We start from the raw sequence: 15,770 nt of genomic DNA on the forward strand, positions 1-15,770 counted from the left end.
TCAGAAACCTATTACAAGCCAGTCTTATTTTCCGGTTCCGTTGTTTTGCCTGCTGCTATTGAATGCAGGGTTTAAACGAAAATATCTATTACCCTCGTCAAAATTCACCACATAATCAGATCTAAAATGCGTACTTTTTAGATAATAATCGGTAGTGATGATTTGCGCTCCTGAATTACATGCTGCAATAAAATTGCTTTTATCGTTTGCACGGGCCTGTTCCGTATCAGAATCGGCACGAGTGCGGATGATATAACCTTTTTTAACCAGCTCCTTAATTTCGGGATCATTGGGGTTGTTTCTGATCATCATAGCAGCCTCCGGATTACCGGGATCTGTATTGGTAAATAAAACTCTGCCTTTTAGTGATGGATGGCCTTGAATATACAGAGTTCTATCCTCCTTGGTGTTATCCATTATAAATATGAACTTGCCCCGGGCCGCTTTTAATGTTGGCCAGTTACGATGTAATACCGCGGCTTCAAGCGTTGCATACTTACCCCTAACCATATCCGGAGTAATCAGGCTGTTACCTAAACCATCCCTGATATCTTTATCTAAATCATCAAGGGTTTGTTCTGTAAATTTTTCAGGAACTGTACGATTGGGGTCTTTCGGCGTTTCATCCTTGGGCTCCAAAGTAATAAAAATTGGGTTGTGATCAGGGTGCGCATCAGACCATGTTTTTAATTGCTTTAATCCATCTTTAAACGTTAAGCAATGGCTGCGAAAATCGAGATCAATAATGTGAAATACCTTAAAGCCCGGTTGTTTCATCTCACCGTTAGGGTCAAAAGATGGTTGATCTTTAACCCAATCTAAACCCTTAGGATGCGCATATTTACCACCTTTTGAGTCTGCATAAATATCGATCTCTAAATTCAACAATCCCATATCCAATTGATCCGATAAACCAATATGTTCATAATCGATCTTATCGGCTGCTTCAGGATTCTGTTGCTTAAAAGCTTTAAACAAAGTAGGATATATAGCTTCCTTATAACTATTGTGCGACCCTATTACCTGTATTTTATTCATAGGCACATTATCATCACCATCACTCCACTGGCGCAGAGGTAAAATCAGTATCAGGAATACGCTTAAAAGGGTTTTCATGTTTATTATAGAGTTGTTACTTAGTTTAGCAATTTACAACTATCCACTTTTATTGTGGTGTTGTAATCAAAATTAAAAATTGTGTCAAAATTGCCCCTCAAATGTTTAATTGAAGTTAACTGTTCATTAAAAATGATAATTGTTGAAATTACAATATAAAGTCTATTCAATAAGGATAATTACATCGCAACATCCGGTATTTCAAAACCCATTGATTTTATTTGATTAATTTTATATCAACCAATAATAAACCACGTGGAAAGAATTTCAGAAACCGATCTAATTTTAAATAGTGATGGCAGTATTTATCATTTAAACCTACTTCCCGAAGATATAAGTGACACCATTATCCTGGTTGGTGATCCGGACAGAGTGCCCCGGGTTAGTAGTTTTTTTGATCATATTGAATTAAAAAAAGGCAAACGTGAGTTTATAACCCATACAGGCTGGATTGGCAACAAGCGACTTACGGTTATTTCCACAGGCATAGGCACTGATAATATAGATATTGTGCTAAATGAACTGGATGCCCTGGTAAATATCGATCTTAGCACTCGCCTATTCCACCCTCAGTTTCGCAGTATCGATATTATTCGCATCGGTACTTCCGGTGCCTTACAAGCAGATATCCCCATCGATAGCCTTTTGGTATCGTCCGGGGCTTTTGGTTTAGATTCCCTTATGCATTTTTATGAACACCAACTAAATAATAACGATGAGCAACTTTTAAAAGAATTCCATGAGGTGATTACCTCTCACTTCAATCTTAAACCCTATTATGCACCTGCTGGAAAAAAATTGCTCGACCTGCTCGGCAATATAGCTCCACATGGAATAACCCTTACCGCTCCAGGGTTTTATTCCCCGCAGGGCCGGCAGGTGCGTGCAACATCATCTACTCCTAACCTTCTATCCAGGCTTTCATCTTTCAAAAGCTCCAACGGCTCACAAATTACTAATCTGGAAATGGAAACCGCAGGAATATATGGTCTTGCAGCCTGTTTAGGACATCAGGCACTTTCCTGTAATGTTATTCTTGCAAACCGTTCTACAAATAAATTCAGTAATGATCCGCTTACCACAATGGATAATTTTATAGCGTTAATATTAGATACCATCAGCGGGTAAATCTAAATCGTTTACTGAAATTAAAGTTTCTCTCTTTTAAAAAACTGTTGTAAAGTATCGGGCGCTGTCATTAAAAACGTTTGTATACCCAGTTTTTGCGCAGTTGCCAAATGCTGAGGGCTATCATCAATAAATAACGTTTCGGATGGATTAAGATTATTTTCATTTAATACCATCTCAAAAATCGCAGGATCGGGTTTACGCTTACCTGTTAAATGGGAATAGTAAGTTTTTTCAAAAATGTGATCGTTACCATCATACCCGAAATCATTTTTCAGATAGTTCATGATATACTCATAATGGATCTCGTTGATATTACTGAGCAAAAAGGTGCGGTACTTATTCTTTAAACGCAGCAATAATTCATGGTTCCCGGACTCAATTCCGAGTAGCATACTGTTCCAGGCTGCATTAATTTGATCATTGGTTAGCTCAAGATTGCCGATCTTTTTCCTGACATAGTCTCTGAATTGATCGGCAGTGACTTCTCCCCTATCAAATTTATCAAAAATTTCATCCTGCTGTTTATGCCCAAAAAAATCCGCGGGATTATTGATTCCCAACTGTTTCCAGGCGGCTTGCCCTTTCAAAAAGTCGAGACTGAATATAACGTTACCATAATCGAAGATGATATTTTTAATGTTTTCCATAAAAGCGTTTTGTAATTTGACGGCAAATATGTAAAATTGCACCCGCAAACAAAAACAAATAACCGCGCCTATAGCTCAGTCGGTTAGAGTAGAAGACTCATAATCTTTTGGTCCCTGGTTCGAGCCCAGGTGGGCGCACAAAAGGCCTTAGCATCCGCTAAGGCCTTTTTTATTTCTTATACAACTACCAATTTCTTTCTATTTAACAATGTAATAAAGGATTAGGGTAGTTATCACTTTGATCTTCGGCTACATTATCTAAACATTTAAAATCTTTTTCGATGAGCAGGTGAAGCGGCGCAATGATGTCTTCAAATCCTACCTTATCTGTCGTCACCCAACTTTCAACCATAGTATCTGGTATAAAAATGGTTATTTTATTATCTTCAAAACTCGCCGAAAGCTGATTGGAGTCAAAAACTTGCAAAGCGTAAGTTAATACACCATTACCAAAAACCGTTTGCTCTTGCAAATATCCATTATTCGAAAAACGTTCCACATCGGTTTTAGTGAGCCGATAGCGTATTGAATTTCCTTTTATTCTAATTTTCATATCCTAAAAAACAACTAATTCAAACAAAAATTCAAATTTCTATCAATTATAATCAATTTAAACTATGCAAAAACGACCAAAATCATAAAAAAATTCAATTTTAAAAATAAAAAAAACATTTAAATATTATAAATATCATAAAAATGTTCAAAAAATTAATTTTTTACCGCCTAAAAAATTGAAATATTAATTTAATTGGTTAATATTGTTATCATAACGCATTAAGGTCGCAACTACAATGCATTATAGATACAGTTTTTGCTTTAACATTTAAAAAAAACATCATGTTTCAACCAACCATCGTAGTTGTTGGCAATGGAATGGTGGGTTACAAGTTTTGCGAAAAACTATTAACCCGATCATCTCATTTCAATGTCATTGTTTTCGGTGAAGAGCCCCGTATTGCTTACGATAGGGTGCATCTTAGTGAGTATTTTAGCGGCAAAACAGCAAGCGACTTATCGCTATCTACCACTTCATGGTATACCGACAACAATATAGAACTACATCTTAATGATCCCGTTCAGGAAATAAATCGCTCAGAAAAAACAATCCACTCCCTCAAAGGACTTACCATCAAATATGATTATCTGGTATTAGCCACGGGATCATCAGCTTTCGTCCCCGACATCCCGGGTGTCGAAAAAGAAGGCGTATTTGTTTACCGTAGCATTGATGACCTGGAACTGATCAAAACTTACGCCACCAATGCTAAAGTTGGCGCCGTAATGGGCGGAGGGTTATTAGGCCTCGAAGCAGCAAAAGCATTGATAGATCTTGGCGTCGAAGAAACACACGTAATTGAATTTGCCCCTCGCCTAATGCCCCGACAAATAGACTCTACGGGCAGCGGGATGCTTTTATCTAAACTAAAAAACCTGGGTTTAAATATCCACCTCAATAAAAACACTGCAGCATTTGTTGGGGACCACAAAATTGAAGCGCTGAAATTTAATGACGATACCAGCCTCCCCATTGACATGATGGTCATCTCTGCTGGTATCCGTCCCCGTGATGAATTAGCCAAACTAGCAGGCCTGCATACAGGTACCCGTGGCGGAATTATCGTTAACGAAAAGATGCAAACCAGCGACGAGCACATCTTCGCTATTGGCGAATGCGCCCTTTACGAAGGTATGATATATGGCCTTGTTGCCCCGGGTTATGAAATGGCTGATGTGGTGGCCTCTTATTTAACAGGGCATGAGAAAGGATTTTACGGCTATGATATGAGCACTAAGCTCAAACTGATCGGGGTTGATGTAGCAAGCTTTGGCGATGCTTTTATCACAGAGCCAGATTGTCGTACCATCATATTTGAAGATACACACAAGGGTATATATAAACGTATCAATATCAGTAATAATGGCAAATACCTGCTGGGTGGCATTTTAATTGGCGATGCAGATACCTATAATATGCTGCTGCAAACCGTTAATAATAAAATCACCCTGCCGCCCAATCCGGAGGATCTAATATTGGGCTCCAGGGGTACTGAGGATAGCGAGGGTACTGGTGTAATAAGTTTGCCTGATGATGCATTGATCTGCTCATGCGAAGCGGTGAGTAAGTCGGCTATCTGTTCGGCAGTTAATGATGGAGCCTGCAGCATTGATGATATTAAAAAATGCACTAAAGCGGGTACGGGCTGTGGTGGCTGTGTACCATTGGTGAAAGACCTTATAGCCGGCACTATGAAGAAAAATGGTCAATATGTTAAAAATGTAATATGCGAGCATTTTGAATATTCCCGTCAAGAATTGTTTGATCTGGTTAAAATAAACAAAGTTAAAACTTACGACCTAGTACTTGACCATTTCGGCAAAGGAGATGGCTGCGAAATCTGTAAACCCGCCGTGGCCAGCATTCTGTCAAGCTTATGGAATGATGTAATCGTAAAGCAGGATACCATCCAGGATAGCAATGACCGCTACCTGGCCAATATACAAAAAGGCGGCACTTACTCGGTAGTGCCTCGAATCCCCGGCGGTGAGATCACCCCTGACAAGCTGATCATAATCGGACAAGTAGCTAAAAAATACGGTCTTTATACTAAAATAACGGGCGGCCAGCGTATAGATATGTTTGGAGCTCACTTAAATGACCTGCCCGAGATATGGAAAGAACTAATAGACGCCGGCTTTGAGAGCGGACACGCCTACGGCAAGGCACTACGAACTGTCAAAAGTTGCGTGGGCAGCACATGGTGCCGATTCGGCTTACACGACAGCGTATCCTTTGCTATTGAAATTGAAGAAAGATACAAAGGCATCCGTGCCCCCCACAAGATCAAGGGTGGCGTAAGCGGCTGCATCCGCGAATGCGCTGAAGCACAATCAAAAGACTTTGGCATTATAGCTACCGAAAAAGGCTGGAACCTATACGTTTGTGGCAATGGAGGCTCCAAGCCGCAACATGCACAACTACTGGCCACAGATATTGACAGCACCACCTGTATCAAATACATAGACCGGTTCCTGATGTTTTATATCAAAACCGCCGATCCGCTAACCCGTACTGCTACCTGGCTCAATAAAATGGAAGGCGGCATGAGCTATCTCAAAAATGTGGTAATCAATGACAGCCTGGGTATTGCCGAAAAGCTGGACGAGGAAATGCAACAACTGGTTAACACCTATCATTGCGAATGGAAGGAAGTTATTGAAAGCCCCAATGTGCGCAAGCGCTTCGCTCACTTTATCAATGCGCCCGAAGAAAAAGATCCTTCTATAAAATTTGAAGCCATGCGCGAGCAGGTAAAAGCGCAATGGTAAATATCATAAATCTTTTAAAAAAAACAAACTTCCAGACTAAAGAATACTATCATGGAAACAGTAACAGATATTGAATGGATATTAGCTTGCTACACAGATGACGTACCCGAAAACGGGGGTGTATGTGTAAAACACGGCAATGAGCAAATAGCGTTATATAATTTCTCCCGCAGGGGAGAATGGTACGCTACACAAAACCTCTGCCCTCATAAACAACAGATGGCGCTTTCGCGCGGGATGATTGGCAGCACCGGTGATGATTGCAATCCCAAGGTGGCTTGTCCGTTTCATAAAAAAACATTCTCGCTTTTAACAGGCGAGTGCCTAACAGATGAAGACTATCAAATTAAAACTTATCCCGTAAAAGTAGATAACGAAAGGGTCTATATTGGCATTATTTAGCTTAAATTTACTTGAAATTCAAATCACTTCTATCTTTTACAAATAAAAATCCCTCAAAGTTCGAATTTTTTGAGGGATTTTTATTTTAATCTATTTTTAAGCCACAAAAACAATACAATTATCGATATAAATCTAATTTTATTGAAAATAACACAAATTTAAACACAATTAATCAACAATATTAACAATTCATAATAAATTAAATCAAAAAAACACATTATTTATTAAATAAAACAAACATAATGATGATTTTTATTTAACAATTATGAAATTATTATTATGAAAATGTTATTTACATGATTTTTACGATGTAATAAATTGATAATTTTATAAAAAAATTAGTTTTTATGATTTAAATCATAAAAATTTCAAATTAACATTATAAAAATTGATACATAACATCAATTTGGATATATTTATGACAATTAAAATTTAAAAAAGAAAGAATAGCAAAATAAATGCCTATGGATATAAACATTTAGACACAAAACATAAAAAAGCCCTGCCGGGAGGTCGCATTCCCAGACAGGGTTAAACAGTTTTCATTGCTTTAACAAATAAAAAACTATCTCAAATGTACAAAAATGTATTAAACCAATACACTATTCCTGCTATTGCATTTATTATTGTTTGCTTCTCTTCTTTAAATGCAAATGCACAGCTATCGTTCGCAGGGCAGTTACGCACCAGGGGCGAATTCAGGGATGGGTATGGAACCCTGCAAACTACAGGATTCAAAGATGCTGCGTTTGTTTCCCAGCGAACGCGTTTAACGCTTGATTATAAATCGAGCAAGCTTATTTTCCATACCTCGGTTCAGGATGTGAGATTATGGGGGCAGGATGCATCGACCATAACCGCTGCCGATGGTAATAAATTGGGCCTGCATGAAGCCTGGGCCGAAATTATTTTATCCAACAAAAAAGACACTTCCTTTAAAATTTCCCCTGTTGATTATTTTGCCATTAAAGCCGGGCGCCAGGAACTGGTTTATGACGATGAACGCCTGCTGGGTAACCTGGACTGGACACAACAGGGACGGCGTCATGACGCCATCGTATTAAAATTACTGCAAAATGGCTGGCAGCTTGATCTTGGCGCGGCATTTAACCAAAACTCCGACGCTATTAATTATAATGGTACCTTTTATACACCCGCAAATATTCCTGCTACAGTAAAAGACAGTAAAGGCAACCTGGTCAATACCCCTGCAAACCTCATCCCGCTGATCAACAGTACCGGACTGAGCGCTAAAAATGGCAGCCCGGCTTATTTAAACTCTCCCGGCAGTAACGCGGCAACTCAAAATTATAAGGCTTTGGAGTATTTGTATGTGGCCAAAAAGTTTAGTAAAACCAAAATATCAGGCTTGTTCCTGGCCGATCAATTTAGTAAGTACATACTGGATTCGGTAAAAAACACTTCGGGTACCGATGTGGGTTATGTATATGGTAAACGTTTTAATCAAACTGGTGTAAATACCCGTTATACCACCGGGCTGTTAATCAATCCGGCCTTTGGCGATAAAAATCAACTGGCGTTAACCGGTGGTTTTTATTACCAGGGTGGTCATGACCGTGATGGATTGGAATTAAGTGCCTATACTATTACAACATCAATCACCTATAAGCCAAATCAGCTATGCTATGCTGCCGGTTGGGATTATCTTTCTGGTAATGATGCTTTTTCAACCTCAAAAACCAATCATCGTTTTGATCCTCTGTATGGCACACCTCATAAGTTTTGGGGATACATGGATTATTTTTACGCGGTAAGTGGTTCGCCAACTGGCGGTTTGAGCAATCCGTACTTAAAAATAAAGTATACCTCATCAAACGGCAGGTTCAGCACCGAACTGGCCAATCACTATTTTATGCTGGCTAAAGACCAGAAAGACATTAATGGCCAACCGGTAAGTAAATACCTCGGTACTGAGTTTGACCTCACTACCGGCTATAAGCTCAATAAGTTTACAGGAATCGACCTTGGCTTTTCCTACATGGCGGCTACCCGCAGTATGGAGTACGCCAAAAATATCACACCCGGCGCCGCTAATTTAAAACCAGTATGGGCCTACCTGCAGCTTAACATCAAACCCGAATTTTTAAATAAATAACCCCTGCTTTTAAAATTCAGAATTATGGAAAATCAACTTACTAAACTCAATATATTCTCAATAAAAGGCGTGCAAATGCGCACATTCCACATTACCTGGCTCATGTTTTTTGTGTGCTTTTTTGGCTGGTTTGGCCTGGCTCCGCTGATGCCCACCATTCGCGCCGAACTACATTTAACCAAGGGCCAGGTGGGTAATATCATCATCGCTTCAGTATCGGCAACTATTATAGCCCGTTTGATTATTGGTAAACTTTGCGATACCTGGGGGCCGCGTAAAACCGCCATCAGGTTATTGCTGGTGGGTTCATTGCCTGTATTTTTTGTAGGGCTCGCACACGATTACACCACCTTTTTATTGTTCAGACTGGCTATTGGCATTATCGGAGCCTCATTTGTGATCACGCAGTTTCATACCTCTATGATGTTTGCACCACAGTTAAAGGGTACGGCAAATGCGGTAACCGGCGGCTGGGGCAACCTGGGCGGAGGTGTAACCAATATGGTGATGCCTTTAATATTTGCAGCCATAGTGGGTTTTGGCTATACCAAGGCCGAAGCCTGGCGATATGCCATGATCGTACCCGGAGTAATGATGCTGGTTATCGCCTACCTATATTATAAATACACCAAGGATACCCCCAATGGTAACTATGATGAAATTGGATATACCCAAGGCAAATCAACTAAAACCGACTGGAGTGTATTGGCCGACTGGCGTATCTGGGCCCTGACCATGGCTTATGCTATGTGTTTTGGTATGGAGATCACTTTTGATAACGTGGCCTCCCTTCACTTTGTAGATTCATTCCACCTGTCGCAAAGCCAAGCCGGTTTTTGGGCGGGCATATTCGGCTTTATGAACCTGTTTGCCCGTGCATTGGGTGGCATTGTATCAGACAAGGTTGGTCGTAAGTTTGGTATGCGCGGCAAAGGTTTGCTGTTGGCCGGTGTATTATTGTTTGAAGGCCTGGGCCTGATACTGTTCGCGCAATCGGGCACCTTGCTGGCGGCTATCGTTTCCATGTTATCATTCGCGCTTTTCCTTAAAATGGCTAACGGTGCTACCTATGGTATAGTGCCATTTGTAAATACCAAAAATGTGGGGTTGGTAAGCGGCATAGTTGGCGCCGGAGGAAATTTTGGAGGAATGCTGTTCGGTTTCCTGTTCAAATCTAACGCTATTACTTATGTGCAGGCATTTACCTATATCGGCTACACGGTTATTGCTGTGGCCGTAATTGTTTTCATTACCCGTTTTTATAAACAAACTATTCCCAGTACAGAAACTGACCCGGTAATAGCGGGCAGTATGGCATAAACATAATGAGCGTAAAAGCATCATCATCAAAAAACAGGTTAACCGTCAATGCCGTAACCTCTACCTGCTGTTATTGTGGGGTGGGTTGCGGCGTTGTGCTGAATAAAGAAAAGAATGGCAATGTTACACTACAGGGCGATAAAGATCATCCGGTAAACAAGGGGATGCTTTGTAGTAAGGGCATGAACCTGCACCATACCGTGAATGATAAAAGTGACCGCCTGCGGTACCCCCAAATGCGTTACAATAAAAGTATGCCCATGCAACAGGTAAGCTGGGATGAAGCGCTCGATCGCACCGCTGCTGTTTTTAAAACTTTTATCGATAAATATGGCCCTGATTCAGTTGCCTTTTATGCTTCGGGTCAATGTTTAACCGAAGAGTACTATGTGATTAATAAACTGATGAAGGGTTTTATCGGCAGTAATAACCTGGATACCAATTCGCGTTTATGTATGAGCAGTGCGGTAGCCGCTTACAAAATTGCTTTGGGCGAGGATAGCGTACCGCTTTGTTATGATGATATTGAACTGGCCGATTGCTTTTACATAATGGGCGGCAACCCGGCCTGGTGCCATCCCATTTTATGGCGCAGGGTTGAGGCCCACAAAGCCGCCAATCCCGATACAAAAATCATTGTGGTTGATCCGCGCGCTACGGATACCTGCGCCATTGCCGATTTGCATTTACAGATCAATCCCGGAACCGATATTACGCTCAATCACGCCATTGGTCGCCTGTTGATCGAAAATGGAGACATCGACATTAATTTTATAAATAATCACGCCGAAGGTTTTGAACAATATAGCGCCATTGTTTTTGAAAGAACATTGACCGAAGCTGCCCTTATTTGCGGATTGAGCGAAAGCAGCATCCGCCTGGCTGCAAAATATATTGGCGAGGCCAAAGGCTTTATTACCATGTGGACGATGGGGCTTAATCAAAGCGCTATAGGGGTAAATAAAAACCTGAGTTTGATTAATCTAAACCTGATCACCGGGCATATTGGTAAACCCGGCTCTGGCCCCTTATCATTAACGGGGCAGCCCAATGCTATGGGGGGCAGGGAAGTTGGTGGATTGTCCAACATGCTCCCGGCCCATCGCAACCTGGCTGATCCGCTACACCGGGAAGAAGTGCAAAAATTTTGGGGTGGTACAACCATTCAACCCAAACCGGGATTAACAGCAACTGAAATGTTTGAGGCCTTAAACGATGGCCGCTTAAAAGCCATCTGGATCATGTGCACCAATCCGCTTACCAGCCTGCCCAACGTTCGCATGGTCGAAGAAGCCTTAAAGAAAGCGAAGTTTGTGGTGGTACAGGAGATCAGTAACAAACCCGAAACGCTGGCTTATGCCGATGTAATTTTGCCAGCTGCTGCCTGGGCCGAAAAGGAAGGTACCATGACCAACTCCGAGAGGCGTATCAGTTATTTAAATAAGTTAATTGATCCCCCCGGTGAAGCCCTTCCCGACGCCGAGATCATTTGTCGTTTTGCCCGCAAAATGGGTTATAAAGGTTTTGATTTTGAAAACCCGGCAGCTATTTATGCCGAACATGTAAAGCTTACCGCCAAAACCAATATCGATATCAGCAGATTGAGTTACGAGATCCTGAAAGAACAAAAAACAGTGCAATGGCCTTATAAAAAGAAAAGCCCGGTCAAAGGCACAACACGTTTATTTACAGATCATATTTTTTATACCCCCTCAACAAAAGCGGTGATCAGTCCGGTTGCAGATACTTTAACCAGTGAAGCACCGGACGTTGATTACCCCTTTATCCTCACCACGGGCCGCATCCGCGATCAATGGCATACCATGAGTAAAACGGTCAAGGTAAACAAGCTTAATCAGCACTATAAACAGGCTTTTTTAGAGATCCATCCTGATGATGCAGCTGCTTTACAGCTTAATGAAGGTGATATTACTGTGATTACCTCTCGCCGTGGCGAGGTACGCGTACAAGCCCGGTTAACCACGCAGATAAAGCAAGGTGTGGTCTTTTTGCCCATGCATTGGGGTAAAATTTTAAATAATGATTTAAACCGGGCTAATAATGTCACCAGCGATCAGGTTGATCCCATATCTAAAGAGCCCGATTTTAAGTACTGCGCCGTAAATCTTAAAAAGTATAAGAAACCTTTTCAGCATATTGTGGTGGTGGGTGCTGGTGCGGGGGCCTATGGCTTCGTAAAATCGTACCGGGAGCTAAACCCCGACGATGAGATCACCATATTCAGTAAAGAAAACCACCCATTTTACAACCGGGTGATGTTACCCGATTACATCAGTGGTGAACAATCCTGGGAACAATTGATAAAAATGAAAGATTCGGAAGAGCCTGCCTATAACATTAAAATGCTGCGGGGTGTAAGTATCGAGAAAGTTGACCGTGCTACTAAACAAGTCATCGATTCGCGTGGGATTAAAACTTCATATGATGTGCTGTTGCTGGCTACAGGCAGTCGGGCATCAGTGCCCAAAAATGTGCCGTCACTGCCAGGCATATTCACCATGCGCAGCCGTAACGATGCCGATGGCTTTATAAAACATGTACCGCAGGGTGGCCATGTGGTTATTGTAGGTGGCGGCTTACTCGGGCTGGAAATGGCTGCGTCATTGCGCGAAATTGGTATGCGTATCACCATTGTACAGCGGGTGTCGCGCTTTTTAAACCGGCAGCTGGACGTATTGGGTAGCCAGTTATTGGCCGAAGAAATGACCGACCAAGGTTGCGATATTTATTATGATGATGAAGTGCAGCTGTTCTACGGTCGATCGAAATTAACCGGGGTGGGCCTAAAAAGTGGTAAGAAAATAGATTGCGATGCCATGATCCTGGCTATAGGAACCACGCCCAACCTCGAAATAGCTAAGGATTGCGGTCTGGAATGTAAACGTGGCGTTATCGTAAATGAACGCATGCAAACCAGCGATCCTGACATTTATGCTATAGGCGAAATAGCCGAATTTGAAGGCACCATGTACGGCATTACCGCCGCCGCCGAGCAACAGGCCGAAGTAATGGCCAAATACATGAATGGTGACATTGCCAGTTATTACAAGGGCACACTGTTTATGAATATCATCAAAATTCATGGTTTTGATCTGTGCAGTATCGGCTTATCTGAGCGCCCTGATAATCAACACTATGAAGAGATTGTATTTATTGATAAAGCCAAGCGGTATTATAAAAAGTGTATCGTTCACCAGGATAGATTGGTTGGCACCATCCTCATAGGTGATAAAAGTGAATTTCTGGAATTTAAAGAACTGATAGCCAACAAAACTGAACTTAGTGAAAAACGCATCCAACTGTTACGCAGCGGCAACAAGGCCGAGCCGGTACTGGGTAAGCTGGTTTGCAGCTGTAATAATGTGGGTAGCGAAAATATCCAGAACAAAATAGCCTCAGGCTGTAATAATCTAAAAGATCTGTGCGCAGCTACAGGTGCTGGGACGGGTTGTGGATCATGTCGCCCTGAAGTAAAACGCTTACTGGAAGAAATGCTTAAAGATGTTTTGGTAAAATAACCATGGACGAGAAAGAAACTTATTGCATCAAAGTAAACCTGCCTGGTGGTGTAGTATCTGCCGGCGATCTTTATGAGCTTTTGCTGATAGCCGAGAATGCTGGTTCACAGTCTATTCGTATCGGAAACAGGCAACAGTTATTTTTTTGCATCGATGCAAGTCAACTGGAAGATCTGGAAATGGATATGCTGCGGGCCGAAATCAGTTATGAAATAGATGAAGATGAGTTTCCAAACATCATTAGCTCCTATGTTACTGACGCTATTTTCAACACAGAAAGCTGGATGAAGGAAGGTGTTTATAAAGATATATTTGACCTGTTTAATTTTAAACCCCGATTAAAGGTCAACCTGGTTGATCAGCATCAAACCTTTGTCCCTTTTTTTAGTGGCAACTTCAATTTCATTACCTCTACAGTAAGCAACTACTGGCACCTATATATCCGTTTCCCTAAAACAACCGATATTTACTGCTGGCCATCGCTGGTTTACTCGGACGATATTCCTGTATTGAGCCGGATAGCCGAAAAAACAATCATGGACCATAAAGCATTGTTTTATGACCGGCAAAAGATCAATCATCAAAAATTCCACAACCTTGTTATCGCTCAGCAGGCTCTGGTTACCCAACCCATCACCGAGGCATTAAAACTCCCGGAGTTTCAACTCCCCTACTATGAAGGCTTTAACCGGTATGCGAACAATAAACACTGGCTGGGTATTTACCGGCGCAATGAACTGTTCCCACTGGAATTCATGAAAGATATCTGTACCATATGCCTTAAAAACCGAATCGGGCAGGTGTACACTACACCCTGGAAATCGTTACTGATCAAAGGTATCAGCGAAAGTAACCGTAAAGATTGGGGCATCATCCTCAATAAATACCGCATCAATGTACGCCATGCATCTAACGAACTAAACTGGCAGCTCGAAAACCTGAATAGCGAGAGCCTGGAGCTTAAACGGCAGCTTGTACGTGAATTTGAAGAATATGACTTACGCACCCACCGGCTTTGTTTTGCCATCAAAATGCAGCCCAAAACAGGGTTAACCGGTGCCATCATTATCAAGAAAAAGGAGCCCGGTGTTTTTGATATTTTACATACACGGGATTTTAACCCGAACTCGAAAGATGATGTTATTTACAAGGAAAAAGTACCCATAACCAACCTTGGACAATGTTTAATAGAGCTATGCAACTACTTTTATGGCATTTTAATTAATGACAACATCGTACTATCCGTTACTGAAAAGGAAGCTGAAGAAAAACCCGGCAAAGAAGCTCCCCTCGCCTATCAATGCAAAAATTGTTTCAGTATATATGACCAAACCTACGGCGATGCCGTGAACAATGTTGCTCCCGGAGTAGATTTTGAATCATTAGCGAATTATTCATGCCCTATTTGTGAATCATCAAAAAGCAGTTTCAATCGTATTGAAAAAAGCTTTAATCCTAACCCATTGAACTAATGTCAGTTCTTTTAAAGTAGCAGGCTCGTAAATAATTAAACTATGTTTTGATTAATAGCTTTTGCAACAACCTCTGTAAGCGAGGCTACATGGAGCTTATCATATATTTTTTTGATGTGGCTGCGTACCGTTTCATAGCTGATATTCAACTCATATCCAATCATTTTATAACTCAACCCATTTACAATACCACTTAATACTTCTTTTTCACGTGCGGTTAGGTTGTATTCTTCTGATGGCACTTTTTTATTTTGATACCCCTGCTGCAGCATGTTTAGCACACGCCTGGCAATAGAAGGACTCATGGGCGAACCACCTGTTTGCAATTCTTTAATAGCGTCTGTTAAAGAACTGTTTAACTGATTTTTCAAAATATAACCAGAGGCGCCGGCACATATCGAATCAAAAACACGTTCATCATCTTCAAATACGGTTTGTATCAGGATCTGGATATGAGGAAACTCCTTAGTTAGAATTTTTACAGCTTCAATGCCATTTATACCGGGCATTTCAATATCCATTAAAACCACATCGGGTCTTGAGGTTATTACATTATCAACGCAGTGTTGAGCATCACTAAAAGTACCCACTACTTCAAAAGCCGGGTCGGTGTTTAACAACAATATTATGCTGTTACGGATGTTTTTATTATCATCAAATATGGCTATTCGAATACTCATTCTTTCGATTTATTTTATGA

Annotated in this window: 11 protein-coding genes and 1 tRNA gene; 8 read left to right on the forward strand and 4 right to left on the reverse strand. The window is 41.2% G+C overall.

Going from position 1 to position 15,770, the window contains the following annotated elements:
* Positions 1–24: 24 nt before the first annotated feature.
* Positions 25–1,116, reverse strand: coding sequence for a phosphatidylinositol-specific phospholipase C1-like protein (locus tag ACTJKG_RS05860; RefSeq protein WP_440738610.1), 1,092 nt, complete (start codon positions 1,114–1,116; stop codon positions 25–27).
* A gap of 255 nt (positions 1,117–1,371) precedes the next feature.
* On the opposite strand from ACTJKG_RS05860, the gene ACTJKG_RS05865 reads away from it, so the two are divergent.
* Complete coding sequence (locus ACTJKG_RS05865; RefSeq protein ID WP_172333242.1) at positions 1,372–2,244, forward strand: nucleoside phosphorylase; 873 nt, start codon at positions 1,372–1,374, stop codon at positions 2,242–2,244.
* A 20-nt stretch (positions 2,245–2,264) separates the two neighbouring features.
* On the opposite strand, the gene ACTJKG_RS05870 is transcribed toward ACTJKG_RS05865, so the two are convergent.
* Complete coding sequence (locus ACTJKG_RS05870) at positions 2,265–2,894, reverse strand: HAD family hydrolase (RefSeq protein ID WP_172333241.1); 630 nt, start codon at positions 2,892–2,894, stop codon at positions 2,265–2,267.
* 64 nt (positions 2,895–2,958) lie between these two features.
* Between ACTJKG_RS05870 and ACTJKG_RS05875 the strand changes: the two genes are divergently transcribed.
* Positions 2,959–3,032: transfer RNA gene (locus tag ACTJKG_RS05875), tRNA-Ile, on the forward strand.
* 64 nt (positions 3,033–3,096) lie between these two features.
* Here ACTJKG_RS05875 and ACTJKG_RS05880 read toward each other — a convergent pair.
* Positions 3,097–3,447 (reverse strand): DUF7009 family protein, encoded by a 351-nt coding sequence (locus ACTJKG_RS05880; protein ID WP_440738611.1) that lies wholly within the window; start codon positions 3,445–3,447, stop codon positions 3,097–3,099.
* 284 nt (positions 3,448–3,731) lie between these two features.
* Here ACTJKG_RS05880 and nirB point away from each other — a divergent pair, with 284 nt between their 5' ends.
* The 6 genes from nirB (at position 3,732) to ACTJKG_RS05910 (ending at position 15,070) form a co-directional block, all read left to right on the forward strand.
* On the forward strand, positions 3,732–6,221 hold the full coding sequence (gene nirB / locus ACTJKG_RS05885) for a nitrite reductase large subunit NirB (protein WP_440738612.1): 2,490 nt from the start codon (positions 3,732–3,734) through the stop codon (positions 6,219–6,221).
* A 51-nt stretch (positions 6,222–6,272) separates the two neighbouring features.
* On the forward strand, positions 6,273–6,623 hold the full coding sequence (gene nirD, locus ACTJKG_RS05890; RefSeq protein ID WP_172333238.1) for a nitrite reductase small subunit NirD: 351 nt from the start codon (positions 6,273–6,275) through the stop codon (positions 6,621–6,623).
* A gap of 574 nt (positions 6,624–7,197) precedes the next feature.
* The gene (locus tag ACTJKG_RS05895) at positions 7,198–8,739 is read left to right on the forward strand and encodes an alginate export family protein (protein ID WP_440738613.1); all 1,542 of its coding nucleotides are present in this window, start codon (positions 7,198–7,200) and stop codon (positions 8,737–8,739) included.
* A 24-nt stretch (positions 8,740–8,763) separates the two neighbouring features.
* The gene (locus ACTJKG_RS05900) at positions 8,764–10,059 is read left to right on the forward strand and encodes an MFS transporter (RefSeq protein WP_440738614.1); all 1,296 of its coding nucleotides are present in this window, start codon (positions 8,764–8,766) and stop codon (positions 10,057–10,059) included.
* Positions 10,060–10,064: 5 nt separating this feature from the next.
* Positions 10,065–13,598 (forward strand): molybdopterin-dependent oxidoreductase, encoded by a 3,534-nt coding sequence (locus ACTJKG_RS05905; RefSeq protein ID WP_440738615.1) that lies wholly within the window; start codon positions 10,065–10,067, stop codon positions 13,596–13,598.
* A 2-nt stretch (positions 13,599–13,600) separates the two neighbouring features.
* Entirely contained in the window at positions 13,601–15,070 is a 1,470-nt protein-coding gene (locus tag ACTJKG_RS05910) for a rubredoxin (RefSeq protein ID WP_440738616.1), read from the forward strand.
* A 35-nt stretch (positions 15,071–15,105) separates the two neighbouring features.
* Here the strand turns inward: ACTJKG_RS05910 and ACTJKG_RS05915 are convergent, their stop codons facing one another.
* Entirely contained in the window at positions 15,106–15,750 is a 645-nt protein-coding gene (locus tag ACTJKG_RS05915) for a response regulator (protein WP_172333233.1), read from the reverse strand.
* Positions 15,751–15,770: the final 20 nt, after the last annotated feature.

The organism is Mucilaginibacter sp. 22184, from assembly GCF_052045695.1.
Taxonomy (GTDB): domain Bacteria; phylum Bacteroidota; class Bacteroidia; order Sphingobacteriales; family Sphingobacteriaceae; genus Mucilaginibacter.

Bases quoted from the DNA above. Each gene is read 5' to 3' on its own strand.
- ACTJKG_RS05860 (WP_440738610.1), bottom strand. From the start codon at position 1,116: ATGAAAACCCTTTTAAGCGTATTCCTGATACTGATTTTACCTCTGCGC.
- ACTJKG_RS05870 (WP_172333241.1), bottom strand. From the start codon at position 2,894: ATGGAAAACATTAAAAATATCATCTTCGATTATGGTAACGTTATATTC.
- ACTJKG_RS05880 (WP_440738611.1), bottom strand. From the start codon at position 3,447: ATGAAAATTAGAATAAAAGGAAATTCAATACGCTATCGGCTCACTAAA.
- nirB (WP_440738612.1), top strand. From the start codon at position 3,732: ATGTTTCAACCAACCATCGTAGTTGTTGGCAATGGAATGGTGGGTTAC.
- nirD (WP_172333238.1), top strand. From the start codon at position 6,273: ATGGAAACAGTAACAGATATTGAATGGATATTAGCTTGCTACACAGAT.
- ACTJKG_RS05895 (WP_440738613.1), top strand. From the start codon at position 7,198: ATGTACAAAAATGTATTAAACCAATACACTATTCCTGCTATTGCATTT.
- ACTJKG_RS05900 (WP_440738614.1), top strand. From the start codon at position 8,764: ATGGAAAATCAACTTACTAAACTCAATATATTCTCAATAAAAGGCGTG.
- ACTJKG_RS05905 (WP_440738615.1), top strand. From the start codon at position 10,065: ATGAGCGTAAAAGCATCATCATCAAAAAACAGGTTAACCGTCAATGCC.
- ACTJKG_RS05910 (WP_440738616.1), top strand. From the start codon at position 13,601: ATGGACGAGAAAGAAACTTATTGCATCAAAGTAAACCTGCCTGGTGGT.
- ACTJKG_RS05915 (WP_172333233.1), bottom strand. From the start codon at position 15,750: ATGAGTATTCGAATAGCCATATTTGATGATAATAAAAACATCCGTAAC.